The organism is Paenibacillus sp. FSL K6-1330, from assembly GCF_037976825.1.
GTDB lineage: Bacteria > Bacillota > Bacilli > Paenibacillales > Paenibacillaceae > Paenibacillus_AQ.
In genome coordinates this window covers 6955356-6967687 of the sequence record NZ_CP150269.1, presented here as the reverse complement: position 1 = coordinate 6967687, position 12332 = coordinate 6955356, and the positions used below count along the sequence as shown (strand labels likewise).

Genomic DNA, 12332 nt, shown 5'->3' with positions numbered 1-12332 from the left:
CGCGCTCTTCACATTTGAGGGTGCGTTTCGTATCGGTACCTGTAGGTTTCCATAGGCTGGCTGGTAAAGGTGGTGTCGAGCTTCTTCTTCTCGCCGGGGGCAAGGGTTACGTTCTTGTACATCTCGGTGAAAACTTCCTCATCGTTCTGATCATATACGAACAAGGTAATGTGACCACGAAATGTTTGGCTCTCGTGGTAGTTGCCGGCATAGATCACAATGTCGGCATCATCCTCATTTTTATAGGCTCCAGCGTGGACCAAGATGTAGTCTTTAAAGCTTTGCAGCTCGGAACTAATCTTCTTGTCCTCAAAATTCTGATCCAAATCGGTCAGCATCGTTTCTTCTTTGTAAAGGGATTCCTGGGTGATCAGGCCAATGGGGATCGTCAGTATAAAATAAAAGGCCAGCGTCGATAGCCCAGTGCTGCGCAGCACGGTCTTCCGGTCATACCCCCCTTTGATTAAGCCGATGAAGGCAATCAGGGCCAGCACAATGACAATGAGATGCCATGGGGATACAAACATTTCGGGATACAGTTTCATTTCTTTTCCTCGCTTACTGTTGTTGAAATACGGAATCGTGCAATATTTTTCCAAATCTTAAATCATTACCCTGCTTACTTGCTGATTAAACAGCTGTTATTAGTCTATGTAAATCTTGTTTAAAGAGGTTATACATTCATCATAATGGATTTGCGGGCGACGGGGTAGAGGTCTTGGAACTGAAATTTGGTTTAGGGCCATTTATTCGATATGATGGAGGGAGATTGGCTAGGCTGTTGCGCTTGAAAAGCATGCCAATCCATTCAAAACAAGCCGGGAGGAGATTCGAAGATGTCAGTTTATGAATATCATGCAACCAATACCAAAGGTCAGGAAGTCTCGCTCGATCAGTATTCAGGCAAGGTTCTGATTATTGCAAATACGGCAAGCCAGTGCGGACTTACGCCGCAATACGGAGAGCTTCAGCAGCTGTATGACCAATACAGCCAGCAAGGGCTGCAGGTTCTTGGCTTCCCGTGCAATCAGTTTGGCGGACAGGAGCCGGGTACAAGTGAAGAGGCCGAATCGTTCTGTCAATTGAATTATGGTGTGAATTTCCCAATCTTTGCGAAGATTGACGTCAATGGGGAAGAAACGCATCCGTTATTTCAATATTTGAAATCCGAGCAACCAGGACCGAATGAAGGCGGAGAGATCGCTTGGAATTTCACCAAGTTTCTGGTAGACCGGGAGGGTAAGGTGGTTCAGCGGTTCGAACCGAGGGATACGCCGGAATCGATGAAGAGTGCCATTGAATCTCTGCTTGGTTAGTAGCAGGAAGTAACGATTACATAACAGGGCTGTTTTCTTTGGGGGATTTCCCTCTGAGGAGAACAGTCCTGTTTTTCTTGGACACCACTTCTGTTAACCGGAACACTGAGCCCTAAGTATCATTCCGTTAGATCAGGAGAAGCAAGATCCTTCAAGGCAGCACGTATAGGATAGATGATTCTTGAATCAACTTCATGAGGCGGGCACTTATAGCTTACCCTGATACCGAACCCGTATTCTTGGTCAACATCTTTTATCATCTCAACTATGTGAAATTATGAACAATATGTGAATGACGCAATTACCTATTGAACTGTGAAATTAATCACATTATAATAAGGGTACGAAGTGAAAACATTCACAAATAATATTACCAGTCACCACATTCATGCTCAACAAGCGTTACCAAGCATGAATCCAGGCAAAAGAGCTCATCTTAATCAAATATAAAGCTTCATACTTGGAGGAGGAAAAACCATGAAAGTAGCAGTTATCGGTTGTACCCATGCAGGAACGGCCGCCATCGTGAATACCGCCAAACTTTACCCAGAAGCCCAGATCACCGTTTATGAACGCAATGATAACATCTCATTCCTGTCTTGCGGCATCGCGCTTTACGTTGGAGGCGTTGTAAAAGATCCTGACGGTTTGTTCTATTCTTCACCTCAGAAGCTCGACGAGCTGGGTGTTGAAACCAAGATGAAGCATGAGATTATCTCGGTAGATACGGATAAGAAAAGCTTGAAAGTTCGGAACCTGGTTACAGAAGAAATTTTTGATGATACCTATGATAAACTGATTATCACAACCGGATCATGGCCAATCGTACCGAAGCTTGAAGGCATCGATCTCAATAATATTCTGCTCTGCAAAAACTACAATCATTCCAATGCGATCATTGAAAAAGCGCAGGAATCGAAACACATTACGGTTGTCGGCGCCGGTTATATCGGCGTGGAGCTTGTCGAAGCCTTCCAGCAGAACGGCAAGCAGGTTACGCTGATTGATAGTGCTGACCGCATTCTAAACAAATATCTGGACCCTGAATTTAGCGGCAAGATCGAGGAATCCTTCCGTGAAAAAGGGATTGAGATGGCCCTGGGTCAGACCGTGACTTCTTTCCAAGGCGAGAATGGCAAGGTGAACAAGGTCATCACCGATAAAGGTGAGATCGACACGGATCTGGTGATCCTCTGCATCGGCTTCCGTCCAAATACGGAGCTGCTGAAGGGGCAAGTGGATATGCTGAAAAATGGCGCCATCGTCGTGGATCAATATATGCAGAGCAGCAAGCAGGATGTATATGCAGCAGGCGATTGCTGCTCCGTACACTATAACCCGACGGGTAAAATGATGTACATTCCACTGGCAACTAACGCCGTCCGGATGGGAACACTCGTTGCACGCAATCTTGTGCAGCCGACAACCCCATATATGGGAACGCAAGGTACGTCGGGATTGAAAATATACGAACACAACATTGCCTCGACGGGATTGACCGAAGGAGCCGCCAAGGACGAAGGTTTGAAAGTGGAGACGGTCACCATTACGGATCATTACCGTCCGGAATTCATGCCTACCTTCGAAGAGGTTACGCTGAAGGTGGTATATGAGCAAGACAGCCGCCGGATGCTTGGTGCACAGGTCATTTCCAAAGTGGATATGACGCAATCCATTAACACGCTGTCGGTATGCATACAGAATCGGATGACGATTGATCAATTGGCATTCATCGACTTCTTCTTCCAGCCGCATTACAACAAACCGTGGAATTTCCTTAACACGGCTGGATTGCAGGCATTGCCGGCGATCGAGACGAAAACACCGGTGCATTCGTAAGCCATTCGTAATCCATTCACGAAGAAGACTCCCTAATTTGGGGGTCTTTTTCGTGTTTTTGAAGGAATATGGATTTTTACAGCGAATTGGAAAATATCCGGACATGTAGATATCGACTTTCAGGAGGTAGGATAAAGTATGAATAAAAAAGTAATGCTGGCTTCGGCTGTGTTGTTCTCCATGCTGCTGACGGCTGCTTGTTCCAATGATCAGGCTGATCCGCCCGCAGAAACTCCGCCGGCTGTTGTGGATAGCGAGGGGACAGGTCAGACGGACACATCTGAAGAGCAGCCGCCTGCAGAACCAACCCAAGGGGAGGACCAACCGTCCGACAACACAGATGTGAAGCCGATCGGCGAATCTGCCGCGGTGGGCGATACGGTGGATTATCACGGCACGGTCATTACGCTGAACAGCGTACGCGAATCCGAAGGGGACGAGTACTTAAAGCCCCAGCCGGGTCATACGTTTAAAGTGGTTGACATTACCGTGAAGAACGATGGCCAGGAGCCGCTGGTCATCTCTTCCGCGCTATCTTTTTCCCTGACGGACTCGAGCGATCTGAACTATACGGTTCCCATTACGGATGATGTGAAGATGCTGGACGGCACCATTGCCCCAGGCGGCGAGCTGACAGGAGAAATTCCGTACGAAGTGAAACAGGGGGTTACGGGGCTGCAGCTGAGTTATGGCGATCCGATGAAAGAAGGAAGAGCCATTTGGGCAGTGGAATAAAAAAATATTATATTTGTTTCGAGATGTACGAGTGATGAGAGGATTTTGCTTAGGCAAAGTCCTTTTTTCTATGTCATTGTCAAGGCGTCGCTTTACATGGGGGAATGTTTTCAGTATGATTAAACCGTACAGTCGGTTTTTTTATTTGGAATGGCGTTCATTGATTTTAAATTCATTTTGATTACAGGAAACAGATTTCCGCTTACTGATTGCGGACTATTATTTACAAGCAAGGAGTGCTTACATCGATGTCTTCAGAAAAAGCGCAGCGAAAGCGGGACATGATTCTGGATAAAGCAAAGGAACTGTTCATCCAGCGCGGGTATGCGGCAACATCCATGGATGAACTGGTCAAGTATACGGGTGCCAGTAAGGGAAGTATCTACTATCACTTTGAGAGCAAGGAAGATTTGTTCGTCAAGCTGCTGGCGAAGCAGAATCAGGAATGGATGGAAGCCTGGAACGATAAAAAAGCCCGTTACGCCAGCTTCGAGGAGAAGCTGTACGGCATTGCCGATCATATGGTCGATGACTTCCAGAATCCGCTCACCAAGATCGCGGAGGAGTTCTATATCAATCAGCCGGAGAATAAGACGATTGTGGGCGAGATGCTGGCGATTCTGCAAGGTCCGCGCACGCTCTACCGCGAGATTTTGACGGAGGGAGCGGATGAGGGACGGATACCGGCAGAAGATGTCGAGGAGATATCCGTCATTTTTGGCGCGCTTCTGGATGGAATGTCGATTTTGTACTATGAACGTTCTCAGGAGGAATCGAGACTGCTGTACCGTAAGGGAGTAACTTACTTTTTAAACGGTGTGTTATCGAGTCAAGGTTCGTAGTGTATTGAAGGATTTATCGGAAACGCTTCTGTTGGTTTGAAAGCAGGTGGGCGTTTCCGCACATATAATTAAACCGAATAGTCGGTTTTAATAGGGGGATGAAACATGAGGCATTTGTTTGGAAACCGCGCGTTCGTGCTGCTGATGTTTTCGGATTTTATGCAAAATATCGGGATCTGGATCCGCAACATGGCGCTGTTGTTCTTCATTATGGAAAAGAGCAACCATGACCCGGTCGCCGTATCGCTGCTTACCGTAATTGAATACGCGCCGATCTTTGTGATTTCCATGATTGGCGGCGTGCTGGCGGACCGTTGGCGCCCCAAGCGAACGATGATCTGGGGGGACATTCTAAGCTTTTTATCCATATTGCTTATCCTCTTCGTTGTGTATGCGGGATATTGGCAGGCCGTGTTTGCGGTGACCCTGGTCTCAGCCGTTGTATCCCAATTCTCGCAGCCTTCGTCCATGAAGATCATCAAGCGCTGCTTGCCGGATGAGCATGTGCCCGCGGCAACGGCTTTGTCCCAGACCTCGATGTCGCTGTTCATCATTTTGGGACCGATGGTCGGCACGACGATCTATCAAGCATTTGGATTGCAGGCCTCTTTAATCAGCTTGTTGGTTCTGTTCGGCGCTTCGGCGATCGTGCTGGTGTTTCTCCCTTCCAGTGTGGATGAGCCCTCTAACCATTCGGAATCGACCGGTTCATTTATGAAGGACTTGAAGGCAGGTTTCACTTACATCGGCTCCAGTCGGCTGCTGAAGGTGCTGCTGGTGGTTTACGTTTTATTGGCGCTCGGCAGCGGACTTGTTCAGCCGCTCGATATCTTTGTCATCACGGAGCGTCTACAGTTGGCAATGTCCAGCGTTCAGTGGTTCACCGCGCTAGAGGGTCTTGGCATGTTGATTGGCGGTGTGATCGCAGCGGTGATTGCGGGCAAAGTGAAAGGTTCCTACTTGCTGTTCGCCGGGCTTGCCTTCCTTGGCCTTTCGACCTTTGTCGAGGTGCTGTCCCAGTGGCCGATCCTGACCGGCACGATGCGCTTCATAACCGGGGTGCTGATGGCGATGGCGCAGACGGTATTGATGGCCGTGATGATGCAGCAGGTGGAAGAGAAATTCATCGGTCGGCTGAACGGCGTGATGACACCGATTTTTACCGGCATGCTGCTCATCGGCTCCGGGTTTACGGGGTGGTATATGTCGGCAACCTCCATTGTGGTCGTGTATTTCACGGCAGGTGCGCTCTTCCTGCTGTCATCCTTCATTAGCATGAAGCTTCCGATCTCGAACGTTCCGGTTCAGGAAAAGGAAACGCCTGTTAGGGTAGAGACTGCCGCCGAGGCATAGGCTGGTGGTATAAAGGCATAGGCTTGCCGGGTTAGAACATGATGGTGCGGTAAAAAGGCATAGGCTGCTGGATTCGAACATGATGGTGGTTAAAGGCATAGGCTTGCTGGGTTAGAACATGGTTGTAAAAGCACCAACCAAGCGGTGTCGGAGTCAACTCCGACACCGCTATTTTACATGTACCGCTCGCTCGGATTCGAGCGAATGAGTCAGGGCAAATCAAGAGCAGCCAGGACAGAGGCTGTCTTGTCCCCTCTGCCGCACACGATCGTGATATAATTCACGTTCTTGCTATGGAGGCTGCGGTACAATATGAGTAACTGTAAACAGAAACATCAGACGCTGCATTCGAGAGATTTCAGGACGGAATGCGGGAGAAATGGGGGAGCGGCCATGGCCTATTACAAACCTGATCGCATTGCGGAGATCACCTTGGAGAACGGGGTGAAAAAAGCACATAACTCCGCTATGAACGTGATGATATTAGGATTTTTGGCGGGTGCTTTTATTGCGCTCGGCTTTTTGCTGGATATTCGCGTAATTGCCGGAGCATCGGAGGCTTGGGGAGGCATTGCCGGTTTTATAGGCGCGGCGATATTCCCTGTCGGACTGATTCTTGTATTGCTAGCGGGCGGAGAGCTTCTGACAGGCAACATGATGGCCGTGTCCCTGGCCAGATTCAAGAAGCGAATTTCCACGAAAGAAATGGTACGAAATTTAGCTCTTGTCACGGTAAGCAATATGGCAGGGGCGTTATTCGTCGCTTATTTCTTTGGTCATGTGACGGGTCTGACAGGCAGCGGCGTTTATCTGGAGAAGCTGGTGGACATGGCAGGTCATAAGATCGACGACAGCTTCCTGCAGGCCTTCTTGTCGGGCATCGGGTGCAACTGGCTCGTGGCGCTCGCTGTGTGGCTGTCCTACGGATCGGATCAGATGAGTGGCAAAATTCTCGGGATCTGGTTTCCGACGATGGCGTTTGTAGCCATTGGCTTTCAGCACGTGGTGGCCAATATGTTCCTCATTCCGGCAGCGATATTTGAAGGATATTACAGCTGGGGCGAGTATCTGGTGAACTTCATTCCGGTATGGCTTGGCAATTTCGTCGGAGGCGCGCTGTTTGTGGGAGCTGCCTACGGGACCGTATATTTGAAGAAGGATGATAAGGTTGAGGTCATGCTTCGCGGCGAACAAGACGCCGCACTGCCGTCTGCGCCAACTACCGGCACTGCTCAACAGGTTCATTCTGCGCAGAATGTTTCTTAATATCCCGAAGCCTGGTAAGCGTCTAGGCGGAGGAAAAAAAGCTGCAATTGACCGCTCCCTTAAGAATAGGGATCGGATGATCGCAGCTTTTTTAGTGTTGTTGGCGGAGTGGATTCCTTGTATAAGTCGCAGCGGAACAAGCCCGCTATTTTTTTAAATGGTAAGGTACTGTGGTGATAATCACATCTCTCCGATACAGTAAATGTGCGCGAATGAGCAAGCTGGACTGATTGTGCAGGAAGTTATGCCAGCCCTTCTTGGGGATGAACTGCGGTATGACAACGGTAACCTGGTAGTGGGATTCGCTTGCCTTCCGCTGCACGGTATCGATGAATTTGGTCAGCGGCTGAATGATGCTCCGATAAGGCGAGTGCAGCGTCACCAGCCGGATGTCCGGCTGCCACTTCTTCCATTTTTCCTGGAAGGCCGCCTCGTCCTCCCGCTCGAACGGCACGTACACCGCGATAATTTGTCCTGCTCCCAGTGATTTGGCATAATTCAGCGAGTTCTCCACCACATGCGTGATTCCCGCCACAGGCAGAATAATAACATTTCCCTCAATCGGCTTAACCGGCTCACAGGTCGTAATTCGCAGCTGGTCTGCTACGGCCTCATAATGTTTGTGGATTCGTGTGAAGATCCAAATGATCAGCGGCAGGAAAATCAAGACGGTCCACACTTGGGCGAATTTCGTGAAAAAGAAGATCATCGTCACGATAAAGCTAATGCATGCGCCGGTGGTATTAATGATCAGCTTGACGATCCATCCTTCGGGCTTTTCGCGAATCCACTTCACCATCATCCCTGTTTGGGAGAGGGTAAAAGGGATAAACACGCCGACGGCATACAGAGGAATCAGATGCTCGGTTTTGCCTTCGAAAGCCAGCAGCAACAGAATGGAGAAGAACCCAAGTATGATAATCCCGTTTGAATATCCCAGACGGTCCCCCCGGACGGTGAACATTCGGGGAATAAATTTATCCTTCGCCAGATTAACGGCAAGCAGCGGGAAGGCGGAATATCCCGTGTTGGCGGCCAGGATCAGAATGAGAGCCGTGGTTCCTTGGATAAAGTAATAAAAAACGTTTCGTCCAAAAGTATGCTCGGCAATCTGGGAAACGACAGTGACTTGCTCGCTGGGGCTAACCCCATAGTAATAGGCCAGGAATACGATGCCCGAAAATAACATTGCCAGCAAGGATCCCATCGCGACCAAGGTTTTGGCCGCATTATTCGGAGCGGGATCCTTGAAATTCGGGATGGCGTTAGAAATGGCTTCAACGCCGGTCAGGGCAGAGCTGCCCGAGGCAAATGCCCGCAGGAGCAGGAATAAGCTGAGACCGGCGACAGGCGTGCCGATCGGCGTGTGAAGCTCTGGTGATGCATGGCCTGTAGCTATGTTGAATATTCCGACGCCAATCAGGATAAACAGCGCCAGTACAAACAAGTAAACCGGATAAGCCAATATGGTGGCCGACTCCGTAACCCCTCTTAAATTGAGTACGGTCAAACATAGAACGAACACGATGGAGATGGGCAGATTGTAGGCATGCAATTCCGGAAAAGCCGACGTGATCGCGTCCGTCCCCGCCGATACGCTGACCGCAACCGTCAGGATGTAGTCGACCAGCAGGGAGCCGCCAGCGACCAATCCTGGATACATGCCTAAATTCTGTTTGGAAACCACGTAGGCTCCGCCGCCATGCGGATATGAGAAAATAATTTGTCTATATGATAGGATAAGTGCCAGCAATAAGACCAGGACCCCGACGGCAATCGGTATGGAATACCAATAGGCAGCCGCGCCAACGGTCATCAAGACGATCAGAATTTGTTCAGGTCCATAGGCCACGGACGACAAGGCGTCGGATGAAAGGATGGCCAGCGCTTTGGTTTTGTTCAGCTTTTGCTCGCCCAATTCCGTTGATTTAAGGGGTCTTCCGATGAGGAATCGTTTGATAGAAGATAACATGTTTTTCACCGCCGATTAAGAATAGGTACATGATGGGAGCTGCTTGAAGTGACTTCAATCGGTGTGCCTCATGTGCTGGACATATGGGCTATCTCCATTCCAATATTGATTTTTGGCAAACAAAAAACACAGGTTAGAACCCTGTGTTTGATCACAAGTTCACAACCCTCTCCATCAACGCTGACGAGGTTAGCTGTCGGATTCGGGCGGTGAGAGTCGCCCTACCTGATAATAGTCGCGGCGTAAGTACGCGCTGCATCAGGATTCACCCCATAGTATGGTTGACAGATCCTATAGGTATCCATCCATACGTGTGGTTCCCCCGCTTTCCCAATTGGAAATTAAGCGAATGTCATGTGAATATGAAGAATGATTTCGAAGCTGAATAGTATATTACGCCTGCTCAAATCTTTTGTAAAACACCCTCCAACGAAGAATAAAGCAGAATTATTTATAAAAAATGACAGATAAGCGCTTACATAAATATGTGGCTTTGACAGGCTTTGTTTTTTGCATGTTTGCTATAGAAAGCATGACTTTCTATGATGCGTAAGTGGCAAGTAGCCCAGATGTGATGCGATAGACGCTGCATACAAACAAATTCGCCATGCCGGTCTCGGGGGAGGAGACATGGGCATGGCGAATTTTTTGGGAGTGGTCCATGATTTGGCAAGGAAGAGAAAGGGTCTGGGTTCCTCTTCGTTGCTCTTGATAGGAATATACCCGGAAGGAAGTAGAGTGAAACACCTGCTCAGAAAAAAATGTAAGACTTTACTGGAGCCCTGATTTTCTTTTAAGATAAGGGGATATGATTCAGCGTGTACAAGGGGGAATGGACGAAATGACTCAAGCGATGATTCATCAGGAGAATGGTGTGTTTCCGGCGGTATGTCCGTTGGATTGTCCCGATACTTGCGGTCTGCTGCTGCATAAAGAGAATGGAAAAATCGTGAAGGTTACCGGCAATCCGGATCATCCGATGACGCAGGGAGCCATCTGTAATAAAGTCCGCAATATGGCACATCGGGTGTATCATCCCGAGCGCGTGCTTTATCCGCTGCGGAGGGTAGGGCCCAAGGGTGAGGGGGCTTTCGAGCGGATCAGCTGGGATGAAGCGATTCAGGAGATTACCGGGCGCTACAAGAAGCTGATCAAGGAATATGGCTCCGAGAGCATTCTACCATACAGCTTTTACGGCAATATGGGGATATTGAGCGTGGACGGTATGGATCGGAGATTCTTCAACAGGCTGGGCGCCAGCCGCCTGAAGCAGTCGATCTGTAATTCCGCAGGCACTGCGGGCTGGAAATCCGTGATGGGGTTTAATGGAGGCACCGTCCCGGAGGAAACCGTTCATGCCGATGTCATCATTGTCTGGGGCGGTAATATCGTCAGCACCAATATGCACCAAGTAGTGCTGGCAGAGAAAGCACGCAAGGCCGGTGCCAAGGTCATTGTGATTGATGTTCATAAGAACCAGACCGGGCAATGGTCGGATTGGTTCATTCCGCTGTTTCCGGGCACGGATGCGGCACTGGCGGTCGGCCTCATGCACATCATGTTCCGAGATGGCATGGTGAATGAGGAATTCCTCCGGCAGTATACGCTCGGGCATGAAGCCTTGCGTGAGCATGTCAAAGACTATACGCCGGAGCATGTATCCTCCATTACCGGCATTCCGGTAGAGGATATCGAGAAGCTGGCCGAGCTGTATGGCCGGGCCGGTACTTCTTATATTCATATTGGTAACGGTCTTCAGCATCACGACAATGGCGGCTTGACGGTGCGCAGCATCGCGGCGCTTCCGGCCTTGACCGGACAATGGCTGAAGCGGGGCGGAGGGGCTGCCAAGTCGAATGGTGGCTACAACAGCATGGACAGTGATGCACTGGAGCGTCCGGATCTCCGGCCGAATCCGGATGCCAGGACCATTAACATGAACCGAATCGGCGAGGCGCTTGCCATGACCGAACAGCCGATTAAGTCGGTCTTTGTCTATTGCAGCAACCCGCTGGTTGTCGCTCCTGACACCGGGCGGGTGCGCGAAGGGTTTGCAAGAGAGGATCTGTTTACCGTCGTACACGATTTGTTCATGACGGATACAGCCAAGTATGCGGATATCGTGCTTCCGGCAACCTCCTCATTTGAGAATACGGACCTGTTCGCATCCTACTGGCATCAGTATATCCAGCTGCAGGAGCCGGTCATTCCGGCGCTCGGGGAGAGCAAGAGCAACGTGGAGCTGTTCTCCTTGCTGGGCCGGGCCATGGGGTTCACCGACCCGGCCTTCCATGAGACCGAAGAGGAGATGATGGCAAGAGCGCTCGACTTCCCGGACAACCCTTATCTGAACGGCGTCACGCTGGACAAGCTAAAGGTACACCGCTATGTGAAGCTTGACATGACGCCGCTTGAAACATATCTGGATCGTTTGCCGACGCCTTCGGGCCGGATCGAGCTATACTCCGCGAAGTTGGAGGAAGCAGGTCTTCCGCCTCTTCCGACTTACGTGCCCTTGAAGGAAGGATATGACGGTGTAAGGCGCGGCCGCGGGCACAGATACCCGCTTATGTTCATTTCGCCGCCAAACCACAACTTCCTGAATTCGACCTTTGCGAATGTGGAGAAGCATCAGAAGTTGGAGAAGGAGCCTGCCCTGCAGATTCATCCGGCGGATGCAGAGGAACGCGGTATAGTGGACGGAGACATGGTTACAGTGTACAACGACCGTGGAACCTACGAAGTCCGAGCCAAGGTGACGGATAAAATGCTGCCGGGCACCGTGGTCAGCCAAGGCTTGTGGTGGGAAGGCGAAGGCAGGAAGCAGCGCGCCAATGCCCTTACACCCGACAGGTTGTCGGACATGGGCGAAGGAGCTACCTTCTTCTCAACGGTGGTAGAGGTCAGGACTACAATAACCGGTGCTTAAAGATGAATACAAAGACTGTCTTGAAGGTCTATATGACCTGAAGGCAGTCTTTTTTTAGAGATAAGAAAGTATAAACATCC

The 12332-nt window shown here is 49.9% G+C and carries 9 protein-coding genes and 1 riboswitch; of the genes, 7 read left to right on the top strand and 2 right to left on the bottom strand.

The window, feature by feature from the left end:
• Positions 1-8: 8 nt before the first annotated feature.
• Complete coding sequence (locus tag NYE54_RS31745) at positions 9-545, bottom strand: hypothetical protein (RefSeq protein ID WP_339268571.1); 537 nt, start codon at positions 543-545, stop codon at positions 9-11.
• Between the two features lie 291 nt (positions 546-836).
• Here NYE54_RS31745 and NYE54_RS31740 point away from each other — a divergent pair, with 291 nt between their 5' ends.
• The 6 genes from NYE54_RS31740 (at position 837) to NYE54_RS31715 (ending at position 7351) form a co-directional block, all read left to right on the top strand.
• Positions 837-1316 (top strand): glutathione peroxidase, encoded by a 480-nt coding sequence (locus NYE54_RS31740; RefSeq protein ID WP_076323929.1) that lies wholly within the window; start codon positions 837-839, stop codon positions 1314-1316.
• A 477-nt stretch (positions 1317-1793) separates the two neighbouring features.
• On the top strand, positions 1794-3155 hold the full coding sequence (locus tag NYE54_RS31735; protein WP_339268570.1) for an FAD-dependent oxidoreductase: 1362 nt from the start codon (positions 1794-1796) through the stop codon (positions 3153-3155).
• A 138-nt stretch (positions 3156-3293) separates the two neighbouring features.
• Complete coding sequence (locus tag NYE54_RS31730; RefSeq protein WP_339268569.1) at positions 3294-3890, top strand: DUF4352 domain-containing protein; 597 nt, start codon at positions 3294-3296, stop codon at positions 3888-3890.
• A gap of 248 nt (positions 3891-4138) precedes the next feature.
• Positions 4139-4732: a TetR family transcriptional regulator C-terminal domain-containing protein gene (locus NYE54_RS31725; protein ID WP_339268567.1), complete on the top strand. Its 594-nt coding sequence runs from the start codon at positions 4139-4141 to the stop codon at positions 4730-4732.
• Positions 4733-4837: 105 nt separating this feature from the next.
• Positions 4838-6085 carry an MFS transporter gene (locus NYE54_RS31720; RefSeq protein WP_339268565.1) on the top strand — a complete coding sequence of 416 codons (1248 nt, stop codon included), beginning with the start codon at positions 4838-4840 and terminating at the stop codon, positions 6083-6085.
• Between the two features lie 393 nt (positions 6086-6478).
• Positions 6479-7351, top strand: coding sequence for a formate/nitrite transporter family protein (locus tag NYE54_RS31715; RefSeq protein ID WP_339273717.1), 873 nt, complete (start codon positions 6479-6481; stop codon positions 7349-7351).
• Between the two features lie 145 nt (positions 7352-7496).
• Here the strand turns inward: NYE54_RS31715 and NYE54_RS31710 are convergent, their stop codons facing one another.
• Complete coding sequence (locus NYE54_RS31710; RefSeq protein WP_339268563.1) at positions 7497-9323, bottom strand: APC family permease; 1827 nt, start codon at positions 9321-9323, stop codon at positions 7497-7499.
• A gap of 162 nt (positions 9324-9485) precedes the next feature.
• A riboswitch (cyclic di-AMP (ydaO/yuaA leader) is annotated at positions 9486-9681 on the bottom strand.
• A 483-nt stretch (positions 9682-10164) separates the two neighbouring features.
• On the opposite strand from NYE54_RS31710, the gene NYE54_RS31705 reads away from it, so the two are divergent.
• Positions 10165-12252 (top strand): molybdopterin oxidoreductase family protein, encoded by a 2088-nt coding sequence (locus tag NYE54_RS31705; protein WP_339268561.1) that lies wholly within the window; start codon positions 10165-10167, stop codon positions 12250-12252.
• Positions 12253-12332 lie beyond the last annotated feature (80 nt).

What these genes read in the sequence shown, in the direction of transcription:
- NYE54_RS31745 (WP_339268571.1), bottom strand. Translation starts at nt 545, where the DNA reads ATGAAACTGTATCCCGAAATGTTTGTATCCCCATGGCATCTCATTGTC.
- NYE54_RS31740 (WP_076323929.1), top strand. Translation starts at nt 837, where the DNA reads ATGTCAGTTTATGAATATCATGCAACCAATACCAAAGGTCAGGAAGTC.
- NYE54_RS31735 (WP_339268570.1), top strand. Translation starts at nt 1,794, where the DNA reads ATGAAAGTAGCAGTTATCGGTTGTACCCATGCAGGAACGGCCGCCATC.
- NYE54_RS31730 (WP_339268569.1), top strand. Translation starts at nt 3,294, where the DNA reads ATGAATAAAAAAGTAATGCTGGCTTCGGCTGTGTTGTTCTCCATGCTG.
- NYE54_RS31725 (WP_339268567.1), top strand. Translation starts at nt 4,139, where the DNA reads ATGTCTTCAGAAAAAGCGCAGCGAAAGCGGGACATGATTCTGGATAAA.
- NYE54_RS31720 (WP_339268565.1), top strand. Translation starts at nt 4,838, where the DNA reads ATGAGGCATTTGTTTGGAAACCGCGCGTTCGTGCTGCTGATGTTTTCG.
- NYE54_RS31715 (WP_339273717.1), top strand. Translation starts at nt 6,479, where the DNA reads ATGGCCTATTACAAACCTGATCGCATTGCGGAGATCACCTTGGAGAAC.
- NYE54_RS31710 (WP_339268563.1), bottom strand. Translation starts at nt 9,323, where the DNA reads ATGTTATCTTCTATCAAACGATTCCTCATCGGAAGACCCCTTAAATCA.
- NYE54_RS31705 (WP_339268561.1), top strand. Translation starts at nt 10,165, where the DNA reads ATGACTCAAGCGATGATTCATCAGGAGAATGGTGTGTTTCCGGCGGTA.